At 70.6% G+C, this 18,658-nt stretch carries 18 protein-coding genes; 7 read left to right on the top strand and 11 right to left on the bottom strand.

Annotation, left to right across the window (positions count from 1 at the left end; translation table 11 throughout):
* Positions 1-96: 96 nt before the first annotated feature.
* From KDK95_RS16215 to KDK95_RS16205, 3 genes are read right to left on the bottom strand one after another with little or no spacing between them, the layout of a single operon-like run.
* Positions 97-1,101, bottom strand: a complete 1,005-nt coding sequence (locus KDK95_RS16215; RefSeq protein ID WP_212519011.1) for a hypothetical protein — start codon at positions 1,099-1,101, stop codon at positions 97-99.
* 13 nt (positions 1,102-1,114) lie between these two features.
* On the bottom strand, positions 1,115-1,714 hold the full coding sequence (locus KDK95_RS16210; protein WP_212519010.1) for a carboxymuconolactone decarboxylase family protein: 600 nt from the start codon (positions 1,712-1,714) through the stop codon (positions 1,115-1,117).
* The gene (locus KDK95_RS16205; protein WP_212519009.1) at positions 1,711-2,286 is read right to left on the bottom strand and encodes a carboxymuconolactone decarboxylase family protein; all 576 of its coding nucleotides are present in this window, start codon (positions 2,284-2,286) and stop codon (positions 1,711-1,713) included. The genes KDK95_RS16210 and KDK95_RS16205 overlap by 4 nt, the downstream gene beginning before the upstream one ends.
* 108 nt (positions 2,287-2,394) lie before the next feature.
* On the opposite strand from KDK95_RS16205, the gene KDK95_RS16200 reads away from it, so the two are divergent.
* Entirely contained in the window at positions 2,395-2,982 is a 588-nt protein-coding gene (locus KDK95_RS16200; RefSeq protein WP_212519008.1) for a TetR/AcrR family transcriptional regulator, read from the top strand.
* A gap of 95 nt (positions 2,983-3,077) precedes the next feature.
* Here KDK95_RS16200 and KDK95_RS37730 read toward each other — a convergent pair whose 3' ends face one another.
* A complete protein-coding gene (locus tag KDK95_RS37730; protein WP_212519007.1) occupies positions 3,078-4,346 on the bottom strand; it encodes an RNA polymerase sigma factor in 1,269 nt (422 codons plus the stop codon).
* Positions 4,343-4,681 (bottom strand): YciI family protein, encoded by a 339-nt coding sequence (locus KDK95_RS16190; RefSeq protein WP_212519006.1) that lies wholly within the window; start codon positions 4,679-4,681, stop codon positions 4,343-4,345. The genes KDK95_RS37730 and KDK95_RS16190 overlap by 4 nt, the downstream gene beginning before the upstream one ends.
* A 157-nt stretch (positions 4,682-4,838) precedes the next feature.
* On the opposite strand from KDK95_RS16190, the gene KDK95_RS16185 reads away from it, so the two are divergent.
* On the top strand, positions 4,839-5,180 hold the full coding sequence (locus KDK95_RS16185; RefSeq protein ID WP_212519005.1) for a YciI family protein: 342 nt from the start codon (positions 4,839-4,841) through the stop codon (positions 5,178-5,180).
* 12 nt (positions 5,181-5,192) lie between these two features.
* On the opposite strand, the gene KDK95_RS16180 is transcribed toward KDK95_RS16185, so the two are convergent.
* From KDK95_RS16180 to KDK95_RS16165, 4 genes are all read right to left on the bottom strand, one after another.
* Positions 5,193-5,759, bottom strand: a complete 567-nt coding sequence (locus KDK95_RS16180; RefSeq protein WP_212519004.1) for a DJ-1/PfpI family protein — start codon at positions 5,757-5,759, stop codon at positions 5,193-5,195.
* Between the two features lie 223 nt (positions 5,760-5,982).
* On the bottom strand, positions 5,983-6,309 hold the full coding sequence (locus KDK95_RS16175; RefSeq protein WP_212519003.1) for a hypothetical protein: 327 nt from the start codon (positions 6,307-6,309) through the stop codon (positions 5,983-5,985).
* A gap of 171 nt (positions 6,310-6,480) precedes the next feature.
* Positions 6,481-6,915, bottom strand: coding sequence for a DUF1269 domain-containing protein (locus KDK95_RS16170; RefSeq protein WP_212519002.1), 435 nt, complete (start codon positions 6,913-6,915; stop codon positions 6,481-6,483).
* A gap of 487 nt (positions 6,916-7,402) precedes the next feature.
* A complete protein-coding gene (locus KDK95_RS16165; RefSeq protein ID WP_212519001.1) occupies positions 7,403-8,491 on the bottom strand; it encodes a glycosyltransferase family 2 protein in 1,089 nt (362 codons plus the stop codon).
* 541 nt (positions 8,492-9,032) lie between these two features.
* Between KDK95_RS16165 and KDK95_RS16160 the strand changes: the two genes are divergently transcribed.
* From KDK95_RS16160 to dacB, 4 genes are all read left to right on the top strand, one after another.
* Positions 9,033-9,812 carry an ABC transporter ATP-binding protein gene (locus KDK95_RS16160; RefSeq protein ID WP_212519000.1) on the top strand — a complete coding sequence of 260 codons (780 nt, stop codon included), beginning with the start codon at positions 9,033-9,035 and terminating at the stop codon, positions 9,810-9,812.
* Positions 9,813-9,818: 6 nt separating this feature from the next.
* Positions 9,819-12,791 carry an ABC transporter permease gene (locus KDK95_RS35860; RefSeq protein ID WP_212518999.1) on the top strand — a complete coding sequence of 991 codons (2,973 nt, stop codon included), beginning with the start codon at positions 9,819-9,821 and terminating at the stop codon, positions 12,789-12,791.
* Positions 12,792-13,014: 223 nt separating this feature from the next.
* A complete protein-coding gene (locus tag KDK95_RS16150) occupies positions 13,015-14,412 on the top strand; it encodes a hypothetical protein (RefSeq protein ID WP_212518998.1) in 1,398 nt (465 codons plus the stop codon).
* 184 nt (positions 14,413-14,596) lie between these two features.
* Positions 14,597-16,279 carry a D-alanyl-D-alanine carboxypeptidase/D-alanyl-D-alanine endopeptidase gene (gene dacB / locus KDK95_RS16145; RefSeq protein ID WP_212518997.1) on the top strand — a complete coding sequence of 561 codons (1,683 nt, stop codon included), beginning with the start codon at positions 14,597-14,599 and terminating at the stop codon, positions 16,277-16,279.
* An 11-nt stretch (positions 16,280-16,290) separates the two neighbouring features.
* On the opposite strand, the gene KDK95_RS16140 is transcribed toward dacB, so the two are convergent.
* Both KDK95_RS16140 and KDK95_RS16135 read right to left on the bottom strand, forming a co-directional pair.
* Positions 16,291-17,058, bottom strand: a complete 768-nt coding sequence (locus tag KDK95_RS16140; RefSeq protein WP_212518996.1) for a hypothetical protein — start codon at positions 17,056-17,058, stop codon at positions 16,291-16,293.
* Positions 17,055-17,378, bottom strand: coding sequence for a PadR family transcriptional regulator (locus KDK95_RS16135; RefSeq protein WP_212518995.1), 324 nt, complete (start codon positions 17,376-17,378; stop codon positions 17,055-17,057). Before KDK95_RS16135 ends, KDK95_RS16140 begins: the two co-directional genes overlap by 4 nt.
* A 192-nt stretch (positions 17,379-17,570) precedes the next feature.
* Between KDK95_RS16135 and KDK95_RS16130 the strand changes: the two genes are divergently transcribed.
* Positions 17,571-18,623: a hypothetical protein gene (locus tag KDK95_RS16130; RefSeq protein WP_212518994.1), complete on the top strand. Its 1,053-nt coding sequence runs from the start codon at positions 17,571-17,573 to the stop codon at positions 18,621-18,623.
* Positions 18,624-18,658 lie beyond the last annotated feature (35 nt).

The raw sequence follows: 18,658 nt of genomic DNA, 5'->3' as shown, positions 1-18,658 counted from the left end.
AATCGGCCACGAACCCCGCGTCCTTGTCCCCGGCCGCGTCATCGACGTACGTCTCGATCGCCGTCGCGCCGATGGTGGTGAGCTCGCTATGCCTGCTCATGCCTCCTTCTCCCGCAGTTCTGCCTCCTTCTCCCGCAGTTCGACGCGGAGCAGGGCAGCGTTGCGCACGATGCCTTCGGGCGGGGCGGTGGTGCCGCCGTCGGTGGTCACGTACATCACGCGGCCCTCGTCGCCGGGCTCGCGGCCCCAGTAGGCGCTGGACGGCCCGACGATCACCGGATCGAGCGGGTCGCCCGCGATGTGGCGCACCTCGGTGCCGTGCCGCGGGGTGAGCGGGACGCGGTCGAGGGTGTTGGCGCGGTGCCGGGTGACGTAGGCGAAGCCCTTCGTCTCGTCGATGCAGAAGTCGTCGCCGTCGGTGATGGCCGCGATGAACTCCGGCTGGCCGGCCGCCTCCAGAGTGGCCGGGTCGATCGGGACGCGCATGAAGACCTGCTGCGCGGTGGACGTGTAGTAGAGGTATCCGGTCCGCTCGCCGTAGCGCACTCCGTTGACCCCCGGCTGCGGCGGCCACGGCAGTCCGCCGTCCGGGTCGTCGCCCATCGTGTCGTGCTCGGCCCAGACGCGGGCGGTCGCGGATCGGGCGTGGTCGGCCAGGTCGACCCGCCAGATCAGTCCGGCGAAGCAGTCGGCGACGGCCATGACGCCGGGGCCGAGCAGGCAGCTGCCGTTCAGGGCGCGCACTCGGTGGTCGAAGGTGTAGACGGTCTCCGGGGCGACCGGCGTGCCCGGAGTCCAGCCGTTCAGGTCGAGGCGGACCAGGTGCGATTCGTGCGTGGTGTAGCCCTCGGTGAGGCTGAGCACGAACACGTCGGGTTCGACCTCGACGATGCCGGTCACGGGGTGGTCGAAGGCGTGCACGAGCACGGGCTCGACGAGGCTGCGCGGAGCCGGCCCCGGCACGAGCCACAGCTCCTTCTGCAGCACCGCGGTGATCAGCACCGAGCCGTCGGCCCGGACGGCGAGGTTCTCCAGGAAGTACTTCTCCGGGAAGTAGGCGACCGGGGTCAGGGTGACCTCGGGAAGCGGCGCGAGCGCCATGATCACTGCTCCTTCACTGGTCGAGGCCGGTGGCGTTCGCCGGCACGTCGTAGGCGTTGAGGGTGAGCGAGACGGCGCTGAACCAGCCCAGCAGGACCGTGACATCGACGATCCCGGCGTCACCGAGCAGGTCCTGTGCCCGGCGGAACAGGCCGCCGGGCACCACGCGGGTCGCGGCGAGGGCGGTGGAGAGTTCGTAGACGACCTGCTGGCGGGCGTCGCCGAACTTCGTCGGCAGCCCGGCGATCAGGGCTTCGACCTCGGCCGGGTCGAGGTGGCCGAGTGCCACGCCGATCTTCTCGTGCTCGTGGCTGCTGTAAGCGGCGCCCCAGAAACCGCAGATCACGCAGGTCGCGATCTCGATCTCGGCCTTCGAGAGCGTCGATTCCGCCTGGTAGTACGCACCGATCGGCGCGATCTTCGTGAGGAGCGCGGGATTGGCCGCCCAGATCTTGTGCGGGCCCGGGACCAGGCCGCGCAGGTTCTTCGTGTAGTCGAACGCCTCGCGCTCGGCCGGCTGCATCTCGGCGACCGGCGTCTCCACGTAGCGCCCGAACGTCCCGAAGTCGCTCGCATCCTCGAGCATCGCCTTCATCGCGTCGATGTCGGTCATGACTTCGCACCTCCGGCGGGAACGTCGTAGGCGTTGAGCAGGGTGCCCAGCGCCAGGTAGTGGATGGTGATGAACACGACGGCGTCGAAGCCGTCCTGGCCGAGCGTCGCGACCGCCGCGTCGTACAGCGGACCCGGCAACTCGCCGCCGCGTGCGAGTGCGGTGGCGACGTCGGCGGCGAGCAGCTCGTCTTCGGCGAGGTCGGTCGGGCGGGCTCCGGCGCTGAGCGCGGCGATCTGGTCCTGGCGCAGTCCCGCGCGCCGGGCGAGCGTGTCGTGCGCGTAGAGCTCGTAGGCGACGTTGAACCGTCCGCCGACCGTGAGGATCACCACCTGCCGGGCGCGCTCGCTGATGCCGTCGAGCTGCTGCGCCAGCCCGATGAACTGGCCGAGCGGCACGGCGAGCTGCGGAAAGTGCAGCATCACGCCCCACGGGCCGACGAATGCGCCGTCGGCGCGCCTGACCTCGAAGCCCTGGTACTCGGCGGCGTCCTTCGTCGCCGCCTCGAACGCGTCGTAGAGCAGTCGCTGCGCCGGACTCAGCCGATCCGGCGGGATGTACGGCAGCCGCATGGGACCTCCTAAAAAACCGAGCGTTCATTCGCTTTAATAACCACCGTACGCCGACCGGCCGCTCTTGTAAACCGAGCGCTCATTCTTTTTAGGGGGTACACTTCCGCCATGCCGAAGGTCACCGCCGCATACCGGGACGCCCGCCGCGCGCACGTCCTCGACGCCGCTCGCCGCTGCTTCGTGCGCGACGGCTTCCACGCCACATCCATCGCGGACGTATGCCGCGAGGCCGGGGTCTCGGCCGGGGTGGTCTACCTCTACTTCGCGGGCAAGGACGAGATCGTTGCGGCGCTCGCCGCGCAGAACCTCGACGGGATCACGCAGGCGGCACAGCGCATCGCCGAGGAGCACGGCCAGCGCGGCGCCGGCGCGGTCCTCTCCGAACTCTGCGCGTACATCCGCGCCGAGCACGAAAGCCGGGACACGGCGGCGCTCGCCCTGCTCGTCTGGTCGGAGAGCCTCCGGAACGCCGCCATCGCCGCGCACCTGAACGCCGCGTTCTCCGAGACTCACCGAATCTTCGCGGACGTGCTCCGGGCGGCGACCGGCACCCCCGAGGCCGAGGTGGAGGCGACGGCATCCACGTTCGCCTGCATCTACGTCGGCTACGTCATGCAGCTCGCGACCCAGTCCCCCGCCGCTGTCGCAGCGGTACCAGGGCTCGTTGAAACCCACTGGTCCAAACCCGCACCGTGACTCGCTCTCAGCGATATGACGCGAGATATGGCGCGTAGTCAGAACACGGCCAGCGGTCCGGTCCCCGACCCCTGATGGAGGACGACGGCGGAGGCTCAGAGTTCGGCGACCCGGGCGGCGAGGAACTCACGCTCGACCTCGTTCTCGGTGAACAGCAGGGCTTCCTGGTAGGCGGCGCGGGCCTCGTCGCGGCGGCCGAGGCGGGCGAGCATGTCGCCGCGCGCCGCGCCGACGTAGCCGTAGGAGGCGAGCTGCGGTTCCAGGACGAGTCCGTCGAGCGCGGCCAGGCCGGCGTCGGCGCCTTCGGCGAAGCTCACCGCGACCGCCCGGTTGAGTGCGGCGATCGGTGACGGGTGGTGGCGAAGCAGGACCTCGTAGAGGCCGACGATCTCGCGCCAGTCCGTGTCCTCCCACGACGGCGCCTCGTCGTGGACGGCGGCGATCGCCGCCATCAGCGCGAAGCGCGTGGGCGGACGGCGGCGCAGGGCTTCGCGGACGAGGGCTCGACCTTGGGTGATTGCTTCGCGGTCCCAAAGCCCGCGGTCCTGGTCCTTGAGCAGCACCAGCCGGCCCGCGGCGTCGACCCGGGCAGCGCGGCGGGCGTCGGTGAGCAGGATGTTGGCCAGCAGGCCGGCGACCCCGGCGTCGCCGGGCAGGAGCGCCCTGAGCATGCGGGCCAGGTCCAAGGCGCGGTCGGCCAGGTCGGTGCGGACCAGGTCGGCGCCGCTCGGGGCGGTGTGGCCGGTGGTGAAGACCAGGTCGACGACGGTCAGGACCGCTTCCACACGGTGCGGCAGGTCCTCGGAATCGGGGACGCGGTAGGGAATGTTCGCGCCGGCGATCTTCTTCTTGGCTCGGGTGATGCGCGCCGCCATGGTCGGCTCGCTGACCAGGAACGCGCGGGCGACCTCGGCCGTGGTGAGGCCGCAGAGCAGCCGGAGCGTGAGGGCGACCTGCGCTTCGAGCGCGAGTGCCGGGTGGCAGCAGGTGAAGATCAGGCGGAGCCGCTCGTCGGGGATCTCGTGCTCGGGTTCGGGTGCTTCGTCGGCGAGCAACGGGAGGCGGCTGCGGAGCGTGGCTTCGCGCCGCAGCACGTCGACGGCGCGGTTGCGGGCCGCGGTGGTGAGCCAGGCCGCGGGGCGATCGGGGACGCCGGACGCGGCCCACGCCACGAGGGCTTTGGCGTAGGCGTCCTGAACGCACTCCTCGGCGAGGTCGAGGTCCCGGGTGACGCGCGCCGTCGCAGCGAGGACGAAGCCCCACTCGCGGCGGTGCGCGTCCGCAACGGCATCGGCGACGGCCGTCGGCCGATCGGGGGCGCCGCCCTTCCGCGGCCCGGCGCCCCGCGAGTCGGAACCGGTCACTGCTGGTCGAACACCATGAGGGGACGCACCTCGACCCCGCCGAACTCGGCCGGGACCTGCTTGGCGACGGCCAGCGCGGCGTCCAGGTCGGCGGCCTCGATCAGGTAGTAGCCGCCGAGCGCCTCCTTCGTCTCGGCGAAGGGCCCGTCGGTCACCACTCCGCCCCGGATGCTGGTCGCGGTGGACGTGGGCTGCAGCGCCTCGCCGCCGACGATGGCGTCCTTGTTCTCCGCGCCGAACTTGTTGTGCGCGTCCATGACCCGCTGGAACAGGGCGGCGTCGCCGGTGGCGTAGGCGGCCTCGTCCTCGTAGATGAGCACCAGGTACTGGGACATCTCCATACTCCGATCTGTGGGCGGAGGCTCCCGGTGAGCCCCCTTCTATTCCTTCGACGAACGGCGACGAGCCCGGATCGACAGTCCGCCACACATAATTTCTCAGCTACGGCGAAGGCATCTGCGACGGACCGGACCACGGCGTAATCTGACGGCCATGACCACTTTCACCGACGAGATGATGCGCGAGCGTCTGGCGCAGGCGGCCGGATACACCCTGGTCATCCTCCGCGCGGCGGACAGGTACGGCAGCGACGGATCGGACGAAGTCATCTGGGAGCACGGTCGGCGCAACATGCAGCTCCAGGCCGACGGCTCCCTCGCCATCGTGTGCCCGGTCGGCGACGGGACCGGCCTGGCCGGGATCGGCATCTTCGTCGGCGAGCCCGAGGAGGTCGCCGCGATCATGGACGGCGACCCCGCGATCCGGGCGGGCATCCTGAGCTACAGCGTGCACCCGTGCCGCGGGTTCCCGGGCTCGACGCTTCCCGCCGTGTGACGGCGTCGCCGGTCAGCTCGCGACCGGGGCCTTGGCGCGCAGGATCCTGATGAACTCGCGCATCCACGCCGGGTGGTCCGGCCAGGCCCGTCCGGAGACGAGCGTGCCGTCGACCACGGCCTCGCCGTCGACGAACTGCGCGCCCGCCGCGGTGATGTCCGGGGCGAGCGCCGGGTACGCCGAGCTGCGCCGGTCGGAGAGCACGCCCGCCGCGGCCGCGATCAGCGGGCCGTGGCACAGCTGCGCGACGGGCTTGTCGTCGGCGAAGAAGTGCCGGATGATGCGCTGGCACTCGGGGTCGTTGCGCAGATACTCGGGAGCGCGGCCGCCGGGTACCACGACCGCCGCGTAGTCTGAGGGGTCGACCTCCGCGAACGCCAGGTCGGCGGGCCAGCTGTGCCCGGGCTTCTCCGTGTAGGTGTCGAAACCGTCCACGAAGTCGTGCACGACGAACTGCAGCTTCTTCTTCGTCGGCGCCGCGATGTCGACCTCGTACCCCTCCTCGAGCAGCCGCTGATAGGGGTACATCACCTCCAAGTCCTCGGCCGCGTCTCCGGTCAGGATGAGAATCCTGGGCATCGCTCAACCGCCTCCACTCGCCGATCCGGTACCTGCATCCCTTTCTTCCCCCATCCTGCGTCCGGCCCGGCCGGCCCACAACCGTCGAGCCGCCAGGGACATCGCCATGGCCATCCTGAAGGGCGATCTTGATGGTGACCGGCGGTTCGCTCACGCGCGGCTCGGACAACACCGTTCGGGTTGCTCTTCACCGTGTACATCGCGATGGTCTCGCACTTGCGGTTCATGGGCGTCCCGCATCTCCGTTCTGCGCAGGTGAGCGCCCGCCGGTGAGCCGGCGATGAGTAGCGATGACCATCCCGACGAGCAGGCAGGTCGCGATGAAGGAAAGGAGCGAGGTGCCGATGAGCAGCGCCTCGGAGGCCAGCACGCCGGCGGTGATGAGGATCCACAGGACGATGTGGACGCCGGTGAGCCCCCACGCGGCCAGATAGGAGGCACCCTGGGCCCGGCTGGAGAAGAGATCGTCACTGACCGGCGGTGGAAACCGCACGCGCTGGTAGAGCCGATGCACGAGGCCGTGGGGCTCGGTTTTCGCATCGCCGGTCACGGCAGCGTGTCCCATCGTTCCGATGAATCCGCCGCAAGCCCGATCAGCCGAACCGACTCGACGCCCCACCGAGCCGAGGAGCGAGGTCAACCTTGATCGACGGCGTTAAGGGTGGCGTCGAGGCACGTCGCGCGTTCCGGGCAGTGCTCGGCCGTGCCATACCTGCCAGCGTCACCGAGCGGCCGGCCCCGGGCCCCTGTCGGACGGTTCGCCGAAGGCGGCTCTGAGCTGGTCCTCCTGCTTCACCGAAAGGTCGGAGCGCATCAACTCCATGGCGTGTCCCTCGAACGCCTTTGCGACGGTGCCGATCTCGGCGTCGCTGCTCAGCAGCACGAGGGCCGAACTCCCCGGCGTCATGTCGCTTTTCACCGAGTCGATCATCGAGCCGTCGATACCGGCCTTGCTGAACTTCTTGGCGAGCGACGAGGCCTTGCTGCCCTCGTCGGTCACGTGTTCCTGCACTTGGGGGGCCGCCGCGTACAGCGGCCAGCGAATCACGGCGACGTCACGCAGATCGATGAGGTCCTGGCCGCCAAGCTGCTTGAGCCTGAGGACTGCGTCATCGGCCTCTTCGGTGCCACGGAATCGCCAGGCCGTCGTCGACATCGATACGCTCCTTCCGAATGGGCCGGTCGGATCCGGCCGCTGCCGGCCAGTGCGATGACAGTCCGCCCCGCGATGCCCGGCCGGCCCGACCCCAGCCGCACCCCCGGTGCGGCGCCTCACGCCACCCGAACAACGAGCCACAGGCATGATCAAGCTGTTCCGGCCCGCTACTCGACGGCGTGCCTGCTGGAGGCCCTCGCGGCGCAGGACCGGCCACCTAGAGTGTCTGGCCGCCCTGCCGGAGCCTGTGTCCATTTTCGCTTTTCCAGCCTAACCCGACATTGCATCCCGCACACCTCGCCCCGCCTCGTACCCGTGAACACCGCCCTCAGCGCCATCAGCGCCTCCCGCGCAGGCCAGCCGTCCGCGCGTAGCGGGCGAGGCCGCGGAGAGCGGTCACGTCCGGCTCGGAAGGGGCCGTCGGAAAGGGACCCGAACCACGGGCGCCTCGCCGGCGGCCTGCCTCACCCGACCAGCGAGGGCTGGGCTAGATCTCGCCACCGTGCTGGCTCTTTGCAGCAAGGAGTTGATCGGCTATGCGCTCGCCCCGCTCATGCGCGCCGGCCTGGCCGTAAATGCGATCAGCGCGGCGCGTCGAAGCGGGCTGGCCTGCATTCGGGAGCGCCTCGTCTCGGACGACCCCGTAGTGCAGCTCCTTCAGCCGCTCCAGGGTCTCCTCCTGCAGGATCCGGTTCGTCCGCAGAAGATCGGCGATGACCGCCAGCGCGAGCGACAGCGCGGCCGCCACGAGCAGGAAGATCCCCAGCATCAGCGACTGCAGGTGGTTGCCGCCGGAGTCGGTCGCGAGCAGGATCGTGTACCGGACGAACGGGATCAGGCCGACGACGCCGAAGAACACGCCGAGCCCGATGAAGAAGCTGAACGGCTTGAACATGAAGTAGCTGCGGGCGATCGCCTTGCCGGACTGCAGCATGTGCTCGCCGATCGAGCTGAACAGTCGCGACTCGCGGGTCTTCGCGTTGGTGGTGATCGGGACGCTGGCGATCTTCATCCGCTTGTTGCCCGCCTGGATGATCGTCTCCATGCAGTAGCTGAACTGCGTGACGACGTTCAGCTTGATCAGGGCGTCCCGGCTGTAGGCCCGGAACCCGGAGGCGGCGTCGGGCAGATTCGTCTCGGCCGCGATATTGACGACCCGGCTGCCGAACCGCTGCATCCGCTTCTTGAACGGCGAGAAGTGCCCGATCAGGTGGGTCTGGCGGTCGCCGATCGCGATGTCGGCTTCTCCGGCGAGGACCGGCGCGATCAAGTCCGGGATCATGGCCTGCGGGTACTGGTTGTCGCCGTCCGTGTTCACCACGATGTCGGCGCCCTGGCTCAGCGCGTAGTGGACGCCGTCGCGGAACGAGCGGGCGAGGCCCTGGTTGCGGACGTGGTGCACGAAGTGCGTCACGCCGTGCTCACGGGCGACCTCGACGGTGCGGTCGGTGGACCCGTCGTCGATGATAAGCACGTGCAGTTCGTCGACGCCGGGGATCGACTTCGGGATGCTGTCGAGAACGGCGGGGAGCGTCGCCTCCTCGTTGAGGCATGGGACCTGGACGAAGACCTTCACGACGACCTTTCGGTTTTTTGGAGCGGATGGGCCTGGCCGGCGCGGTCGGGCCGCCGCGAAGTTGACTCAAAGAACGGCGACAGCGTCAACGGAACCCCCCTTGAGATGGCCTGACCGCGCGAGGACGATGATACGATCGCACATTTCCGCGACCGCAGCGACATCGTGCCTGCGGATCGACCGGTTACGACCAGGCGCTACTTCAGCTTATGACCAGGTCCTACTTCAGCGACTTCCGCCCGAGGCGCCGCGCGGGCAAGCGAGTTTCGGGCATACCCGGACCAGAGCGGATGTCGAGGCCGGGGATCGCTCAGATCCGGGCGCTGCCGGAGTCCGGCGGCCGGCCACGTCTCTCAGGGCGGGCTCCCTTCGGCCACATATGACCGCGTGGTGTGACCGCGTTGCACGCACGGGCCGGAGGGGCCGAGGGTCCCGGGCCACGTGCGGCGAACGCCTCTGATCGGACGGGCGCGGCTCCGGTTGGCTGGGACGGACTGGAGGAGCGGCCCGCGCAGCGTCGACCCGCGGCCCGCGAAGTCCCATGGCTGATCGCGAACCGAGGAACGCCGGGGCCGAACCGCTGCTGCGCGCCCAGGGCGTGCAGAAGATCTACCGGTCGGGCGAGGTCGAGGTGCGGGCGCTGGCCGGCTTGGACCTCGAGGTTCGGCGCGGCGAGTTCGTCGCGGTGATGGGGCCGTCCGGATCGGGGAAGACGACGCTGCTCAACTGCCTGTCCGGACTCGACGAGATCGACGCGGGCCGGGTGCTGGTGCAGGGGCGCGATCTGTTCGCGATGAGCGACGCGGTGCGCACCGCGCACCGGGCCCGCACGATGGGCTTCGTCTTCCAGTCCTTCAATCTGATTCCGGTGTTCACCGCCGCCGAGAACGTGGAGCTGCCGCTGCTGCTGTGCGGCGCGGCGTCGGAGACCGCACGCACGCGGGCGCTTGAGATGCTCGACCGGGTCGGCCTCGCCTCGCGGGTGGGGCACCGGCCGAACGAGCTGTCCGGCGGGGAGCAGCAGCGCGTGACGCTGGCCAGGGCCCTGGTCGGGCACCCGGCGATCGTGTGGGCGGACGAGCCTACCGGCAACCTGGACAGCGGCATGGCCGAGCAGGTCATGGCGCTCTTCCTCGAACTGAACCGGGAACAGGGCCAGACGGTCGTGCTGGTCACCCACGACCCGGCCGTGGGCCGGGCCGCGCAGCGCCTGGTCGGCATGCGCGACGGCCGGCTGGTCAGCGACGAGGTGCGGGTGGACGGACGCTGGGTGGCCCGCCCCGCGGCGCCGGAACTGCTGGAGGCGGCCCGACGGCCGTGATGCAGCGTGTATCCGAATCTGACTCTCCCGCTGATCGCGCTGGCCGCCCTCGCGCTCGGCCTCACGCTCGCGGCCGCGGTGCGCCGCCCGTACCTTCGCCGGCTCGCCCTGCGCCAGGTGGCGCGCAGGCCCGCCGAGGCGCTCACCATCGTCGCGGCCTGTGTACTGGGCACCGCGCTGATCGTGGCGAGCCTGAGCGTGGGCGACACGCTGAACTCCTCGGTGCGCCAGGTCGCCTATCAGGTGCTGGGGCCGATCGACGAGACCGCGACCTCGACCAGTACGAGCCAGGGAGCGCAGGCGGCAGCCCGGCTGGCTCCGCTGCGCGCGGATCCGAACGTGGACGGCCTGCTCACCGTGACCGGCCTGCAGTCCGCGGTGACCGCCGGCTCCGGGCGGGCCGAGACGGTGCAGCCGCGCGGCCTGGTCTGGGAGGCCGACTTCCCGTCGGCCGCGCGCTTCGGCGGGACGGGCGGCGGCTCGGGCCTGTCCGGCGCGACCCCCGGGCCCGGGCGGGCCGTGGTCAACGACCTGCTCGCGTCCTCACTGCACGTGCGGGCCGGGGACCCGGTCGACGTGTACCTGTACCACCAGCCGCGCAGGTTCGTGGTCGAGCGCGTCGTCCCGGCGCAGGGGCTGGCCGGCATGGGCCTGGGCGACGCCCGCAACTACGACCTCTTCGTCGCCCCGGGCACGCTCGGGAGCGCCTACCGCGCCGCAGCAGGTTCCGCGACCGGGATTGGGGCGGCGGCCGCGCTCGCCGCGCCGGTGACCCAGACGCTGGTGTCCAACCGCGGCGGCGTCGAGGGCGGCAACGTGCTCAGCGACCGGGTCGCGGCCGAGATGAGCACCCTGCTGGGCCCGCTCAACGCGCACGGCACCGCCGTGGCACAGCCGAAGAAGGACGTGCTGGACTCGGCGAGCCGCGCCGGCGACCAGCTCGGCGCGCTGTTCCTGTTCATCGGCAGCTTCGCGATCATCGCGGGCGCCCTGCTGCTCGTGAACGTCTTCGTGATGCTCGGCGAGGAGCGCAAGAGCCAGCTCGGCATGGCGCGAGCGGTCGGCATGAAACGCAGCCACCTGGTCGGCGGCTTCGTCATCGAAGGATGCTGCTACAGCCTGGCGGCCGGCCTGATCGGCACCCCGCTGGGCATCGGCGTCGGGCGGATCATCGAGTTCGCCGCCCAGCGGATCTTCGCCGGCTGGAACTCCTCGATGACGCTGCACTTCTCCGTCAGTTCGGTCAGCCTCGTCAACGGGTTCTGCGCGGGCCTGCTGATCGCGCTGGCGACCGTCGCCGCCACGAGCATCCGGATCAGCAGGTTCAACATCATCGCGGCCATCCGGGACCTGCCCGCCGACGGAGCCCGCCGCTCCCGCCGCCGGACCCTGCTGCTCAGCGGCGCGGCCTGCGCCGTGCTGACCGCGGCGGCGGTGCCCGCGGTGGTCGGCAGCACGGGCCCGAACACCTACCTGCTGCCCTCGCTGGCGGTGCTGTGCGCCGTTCCGCTGGCCGCCCGCCTCGCGCCGCGGAACTGGGTCTACTCCGGCGCGGCCCTGCTGATCCTGGCCTGGGGCCTGACCGCCAACCTGCTGCGCCCGCGCATCTTCGACAACCCCACCACGACCACGTACATCATCCTCGGGACGCTGCTCGCCTTCGCCGCCGTCGTGCTGGTGGTCGAGAACCAGGAGTTCGTGCTCAAGCCCCTGACCCGGCTCGTCGGGGGTCCGACCGACAACGGCCTGGCGACGCGGCTGGCGATCGCCTACCCGATCGGCCGCAAGTTCCGCACCGGCGCCACGCTGGTGATGTACTGCCTGGTCGTGCTCACCCTGGTGCTGATGACCGAGCTGAGCGCGATGGTCGGCATGACGGTGGACCACGCCGTCTCGCAGGCCTCTGCCGGCTACACGATCCGCGCCGACGTGAACCCCGCCACGCCGATCGCCCAGCCGCAGACCGCGCTGCGTTCCGGTGATCTCGCCGGCGAGGTCGCCCACGTCACCCCGGTCTCGAGCGCGCCCGCCAAGGCCAGCGACCCCGGCACGTCGTCGCCCGCCACCACCGTCGTCGCCCGCGTATACGGCGTGAGCCGCGAACTGTCCGCCCGCGACTTCCCCCTCAGCAGCCGGCTCGCCTCGCTCGGCCCCGACGACCGGTCGGTCTGGCGCGCCGTCGAATCCGACCCGCGCTATGTCGTGCTCGAATCCTCCTTCGCCGTCAGCGGCGGCCCGCCCGGTTCGAGGTTCTCCCCCGGAGCCCCCCTCACGGTCACCGACCCGCAGACCGGCCGGACCGAGCACAAGATCGTCGCGGGGCTGCTGAGCGACCCGCTGATGTTCTACGGCGCGAACACCGGAACCTACGCCCATCCGGTGCTGATGTCGCAACGCGCCGCCGCCGCGCAGTTCGGCCCCGACCTGCGTCCCACCGTCCTGCTCGTCCAGGCCGCACCCGGCGTCAGCGCCCAGACCCTGGCCGCGGACCTGCAGCGGCGGTTCTTCACCTCGGGGCTGGTCGCCACCCAGGTGGAGCAGTTGGTCCGGGACAACTTCTCGGCAAGCCAGAGCTTCTTCCAGTTGATGAACGGCTTCCTCGCGCTCGGACTGGTGGTCGGAATCGCAGGCCTCGGAGTGATGATGACGCGCGCGGTGCGCGAACGGCGCCGCACCATCGGCGTGCTCAGGGCCCTCGGGATCCAGGCCCGCACCATCCGCCGCTCGTTCCTGATGGAGAGCACGTTCGTCGCCCTCGAAGGCATCCTGCTCGGCGCCGCTCTCGGCCTGCTGACCACGTACCTGCTCTATACCAAGAGCTCCGCGTTCAACGGCATCAACCTCGGCTTCCCGATCGCCTGGGGCGAGATCCTCACGCTCGTCGGGATCACCTTCGCCGCCTCGCTGCTCACCACGGTCCTTCCGGCCCGGCGCGCCGCGGGCATCCGGCCGGCGGTGGCCGTCCGCGTCGCGGACTAGGCACGTCCACGGCGCCGCCAGCCCGCACCAGGAATCGCGAGGTGGTCGCGGAGTGGGCGCGGGGTGGGGTGGCTCGGCCCGGTACCCGAACGCACCATCACGGGTGGCTTCCGCTGGAGCGCCGGGTCTGAGAATGGGGAGTCGTCTTCGACGCCGCCGGACTGTCGGCGTTGGATCGTCCGGCGGATGGGAGTGCGCGGTGGCGTGGCGGCGCCGATGCGAGGTGGGGCTCGTTCTGGTAGCGGCCTGCTTCACTGCGCTGCAGATCGCAACCGTGCCGCCGCGGCTGCCGCTGGGCTGGGACGAGGTGGTGTACACCAGCCAGGTCGCCGTGCGCGCGCCGGCCGCGTACTTCGACGCGCCTCGCGCGCGAGGAGTCACCCTGCTGGCCGCCGGCGCGGCGGCGCTGAGCTCCTCGACGGTCCTTCTGCGCCTATGGATGTCGCTGCTCGCCGGAGTCGGCCTGGTCGCGGCGTACTGGCCCTGGCGGCGCCTGCTCGCCGCACGGGTCGTGGTGCTGGCTGCCGCGCTGTTCGCGAGCCTGTGGGTGGTGGGTTTCTACGCCGACGAGGTGATGCCGAACCTTTACGTCGCCTACGGCACCGTCGCGGCCGTCGGCTGGTTCCTGCGTAGCGTGGCCGTACCCCGTGCGCCGCGGAGCACGTCTGCCGCCCTGGCCGCCAGTATGGGGTTCACCGCGCTCATCCGCCCCTCCGACGCGATGTTTCTCGCAGTGCCGCTGCTCGTGGCAGGCCTGGCCGTGCGCACGTGGCGTCACATCGGCGTGGTGGTCGGCCTCGTCGCCGGGCTCGCGGCCGGAACCCTGCCCTGGATCATCGAGGCTGACATGCGCTTCGGCGGTGTCGTGGCCCGCCTGCAGGCAGGCAGCGCGGAACAGGACGGCATGAGCCTGCACAACGCGGTCGGCATGGAGCTGCGGGCACTCAACGGCCCCACCTTGTGCCGGCCGTGCACCGTGCCCTGGACACACCCGCAGCTGTCGTTGTGGTGGTTCGCAATGCCGCTGTTGGCCACCACGGGCGTGTTGATCGCAGCCCGCGGCACCAGTCTCGGCACTCTCCTTCTGCCGACAGCGTGCGCGGCCGTCGTCTCGACGCAATACCTGCTTCTGATCGACTACGCGGCACCGCGCTTCCTGATGCCCACCTATGCCTTGCTCGCCCTGCCCGTGGCCGCATGCATCGTCGGCCTCGTGAGCCTTTCACCCGCGCGTCTTCGACCCGCGGCCGTCGCCGTCGCCGCGCTGGCCCTTGCCGCACAGGCCGGCAGCCAGTATTACGTCCTCCACAACCGCGCACGCGAGATCACGAACGCCCGCACTCAGATCGCCGAGCTCGCGCGGAAGGTGTCCGCGACCGGGCTGCACGCCCCCTGCACCTTGGCCGGATTGGACATGCTCGAGTACGCCTTCTACCTGGGCTGCTCATGGCAGCCCAGCGCGAGCCCAGCGCCCCAGGAGCACCTGGCGATGGCACAGCCCGCCGGCCGGCCCCTGCCGGACGTCGCACGCTCGTGGAAGCACTGCTCACTCGTTCTGCCCAACGGCTCGAACTGGGACCTCTACCTCGCACCGGCAGCCGATGCCGTATGGCGCTGCTGAGGAGCTGACCGGTCGGCGGCGTGATGTTCGTGGGTGTGGCCTCAAGCTACTGAAAGGCAGTATCGCGGGATCCAGGGCCCTTCCGGTCGGCGCGCTGCATCGACCGGTCGATTTTCGCCTTACACGCCGTCAGCCGGCCGCCGGGCTCCCCGGAATGCGAGATGCAAGCACCTACGGTGCTGGCATGATGAAGAAGCTGATGCGGGGCCGACTGTCGGCATGGGCCGCCGCCGGAGCGGCTCTCGTGATGACGGCAGGCGGGATCGCCGCCGCTCCCCCGGTTCTGGCGGACACGCCCGTGGCCGGAGCGCCGACGGCGACGGCACACGCCGGGGATCTCAGCCCCGCCATCGAGGCGATCATGCACAAGCCCGGCTACGAGCATGCGCAGTGGGGCCTGCTGGAGGTCGACCCGAGGACCGGGAAAGTGATCCACTCCCAGTTCGCGAACCAGGGCTTCATCCCCGGCTCGGACACCAAACTGGTCACCATCTCCTCCGCGTGGCACACCCTGGGGCCCGACCACCGCTTCACCACGCCGGTGTACGCGGTCGGAACGCACAACGGCTCCACCCTGGCCGGGAACCTGGTGCTCGTCGCCCAGGGAGACCTCACCATGGGCGGACGCACCAAGCCGGACGGGTCGGTGGACTACACCGACGTCGACCACACCAGCGCCAACGACCTGCCCGGCGCCACCCTGACCCCCGAAGACCCGCTCGCCGGCATCGACCAGATCGCCCAGCAGGTGCGCGACGCGGGCATCACGCGGGTGAACGGCGATGTGATCATCGACCCGCGGCTGTTCACGCCGCCGGCGCTGGACCCGCAACCCACTCCGCTGATCATCAACGACAACCTGATCGACCTGCTCACCACCCCCACCACCGCGGGAGCGCCTGCGCGGCTGACCTGGCGGCCGCAGGTCGCGCCGTACCAGGTCACGTCCTCCGTGCGCACGGTGGCGGCCGGCGGACCGACGGACATCACCGTCTCCGCCTCTCCCGACGGCACGCGAATCACCGTGTCCGGAACGATCGCCGCCGGCACCCAGCCCGTCCTGCGCACCTCGAACATCCAGGATCCCAACACGTTCGGCCGCACGGCGCTGATCGAGGCACTCGGCCGGGCCGGAGTCACCGTCTCCGCGGCGCCGACCGGCCCCAACCTGCTGGACGAACTGCCCGCCGGCTATGGCGGAGATGCGCGGGTGGCCGCGTACGTCTCCCCGCCCTACCGCCAATACGCCAAGCTGATCCTCAAGGTCAGCCACAACCTCGGCGCAAACCTCGCGCTGTGCAACATGGCCACCTTCGAGGGCGGTAGCGACTGCTTCTCCGCCTTCCCGATCGAGCACGGCTTCCTCGCCGATGTCGCGCACGTCGACCCGGCTCAGTTCCAGCTCGACGACGGCCGCGGCGGCGACGCGACCGAACGCGCCACGCCGACCGGTCTCGCGGGCATCCTCGCCTACTGGCTGACCACCCCCGACGCGGACGCCTTCCGCCTGTCCCTGCCGATCCTCGGGGTCGACGGCTCGAACGCGAGTTCGTGCACCGACTGCCCGGCCAAGGGAAAGGTGTTCGCCAAGCCCGGCACGGTCATCGGCACCGACCGGCTGAACAACGGCCTCGCGGTCGCGGACCAGAGCCAGGCCGGCTACCTCCGGACCGACGACGGCCGCACGCTCATCTTCGTCGTCCTCGTCAACGGAGCGGTCGCACCGGACATCCAGGGCGTCGTGGACATCTTCAACGACAGCAACGACATCTCCGCCCTCTTACAGGAGGAGGCCTCCGCGAGTCCCTGCGCATGCGCCGCCCCGGACGGCATGTTACCTCCGGCTCGGAACCAGTGCTGTTCGTGACCGTTACGGCCTCAGCACTCGTTCACGTCGCGCAGGATGGAAAGGAACCAGGCGGTCAACATCAGCATGCCGCCGCTGGTGGCGGCTGACACGGCGTCGAGTCCGTGGCCCGTCACGGTCGAGCTGAGGCTGATCCAGGCGGTGAGCGCGCAACCGGTGGCCAGGACGGCGATCCCGAGCCGCAGGCGTGCCGGGCGGGGCGGGGTTACCGCGGAACTGCTGACGGTGCCGACGATCCGGGCCGCCTGGAGCGCGCCGAGGGCGAGTGTGAACCAGTAGAGGGCGGTGAACGCTAGGTGGGCGGCGGAGTGCGCTGCCGGGCGCAGGAAGTGCACGAGGATCAGTTCCGCGAAGAGCAGGACCGCCGGCGCGGCCAGCGCCTGCAGCGTCCTGCGCAGCAGCGCGGTCACGGCCTGCCGGGTGGGCCGGGGCAACGGCATGATCATGATGGCGCCGAGCAGCATGAAGGCAGCGCATTCGGCCACGTTCAGGGCACGGTGGGCGCGCCAGGTCAGTCGCGGATCGTTCGCCGTTCCCGCACGGCCTACCAACCACGTGGCCAGGGTGAGCGTGAAGGCGGCCGCGGCAGCGCGGTGGCGGCGTTGCGAGGCGGATGCGGCCGGCCAGATGACCGGGTGAAGCCACAGGTCGGCGGCGCTGGCCAGCAGGCCCGGCCAGGACCGGCGGCCGGCGGCCGACGCGTCCGCCTCGAGCGCGGCACCCCACCGCTCGCGAAACGCCGCCGGGTACAGGCGCAGGAGCAGCCGCACCGGATTCATGCCGGACTCACCCCGAGGCCTCGCAGCCCCGCGGCTGCCACCCGCGCCATCGCCCGTAGCTCCCCCTCGAGCACCCTGCGCCCCTCGGGCGTCAGCTGGACGGGCCGGGCGCGGTCGACCTCGTCGAGCGACTCCACCAGGCCCTTGGCTTCCAGTCGGGTCAGTGCGCCGTAGAGGCTGCCGGGGCCCAGACGCGACCCGGTCAGCTCCTCGATCGCGGCGTTGATCGCGTAGCCGTGCAGCGGCCCCTTGGACAGCGCGCACAGCACGAGCGTCTGGGCGTCGTTGGCCTGCATCGCATCCTCCTTCGTCGCCTCCACGCTACTACGCGACAGGTACTACGCACTATGTAGTACGCGGCGTGTACTATCTCGGTCATGGTGGAAACCGAAACCCCGGTCCGCGATGCGGGTGATGACCGGGCTCGTCAAACCGAGCGAGGGCACGGTGGCGGTGATCGCCGGCGCTGGGGGCAGAACAGCCAGATACTCCCGGAGCCGGGAAGGATTCGCATGATCCCGGAGCTTCCTGCCGGGGATCCGGCGCGCCGGCTGGCCGACCGCGCGACCGCGGGCACGCTGGGCCTCGCACTGCTGTTCATGCTCTTCACCTGGCCGGCCAAGAAAGTGCCGGAGCTCTACCTGCATGAGCCGTGGCAAGACGATCCGTACGACGCACTGATCTCCCTCTCGATCTTCTGGGTGCCGCTGATGGCCGCGCTGTGCCTCACGCGCGTACTGCCATGGCGCCGCACGGCACCACAGCCCATCCGCCGCACCCGCGAACTGCTGCGGGCCAGCCGCGTACTGCTGGCCGTGATCACGGCCACGCTCGCGAGCGACTGGATCAGCGTCGCACTACGCGTCCACGAGGCCAGCTGGACCGGCGCCACAGCCGCCGCCGTCGCCGGGCTGGCCGCGGTCAGCCTCGCGGCGCTCGCGACCGCACGAGCGCTGCGCCGAGCCTCGCGCCAGCCACTTCCACAGGCGGACGGGCCGGATTGGCTCACCGACATGATCTCGCTCGGCGATCAGGTGGCGGCGCGGGTCGGGCCGATGCGCCCACCCGCGGCACGGACCGTACTCCTGGCCGACCGCCTCGCCGTGAGGGCCGTCCGCCGTCACCCGCTGCTCGTCGCAGGCGGCCTCTCACTGGCGTTCGGATTCACGACCGCCCTCGCGCAAGGGCTGCAGGAGGGATACACGCTCGGCGTCTACCTGGTGCTTTTCATCAACCACGCGGCCGGCATGTTCGCTTACCTAGCCCTCATCGGCGCATTTCTCGGGATCGCGGGGACACCTCCGCAGCAGCGTGCCACAACGCGGTCCGCGTCCGCGCGACGGCGCACCGTGCGCGCGGGGATCGCCGCGTGCGTGAGCATCCCGGTGGCGGGCGCCTTCCGCGCGCAACTGTGGTCGCTGATCAGCCGGCCTGAGCGCCTTCAGCCCTACGAACTGATCACTCTCATGCTCGGTGCAGCAGTGGCCACGGCAGCGCTGACCTACGCCACGGAGACGATCGCGGGGCGCTCAGGCCGCCGGCGGCCTGAGCGACCGCAGCCGTAGCCGGTCTCGGCGGTCCATAGCCGGTTTCGGCGGTC

The sequence above is a fragment of the Actinospica acidithermotolerans genome (genome assembly GCF_018139625.1).
GTDB lineage: Bacteria > Actinomycetota > Actinomycetes > Streptomycetales > Catenulisporaceae > Actinospica > Actinospica acidithermotolerans.
Note: the sequence above shows the minus strand (reverse complement) of the source record. Positions and strands in the feature narration are given on the sequence as shown.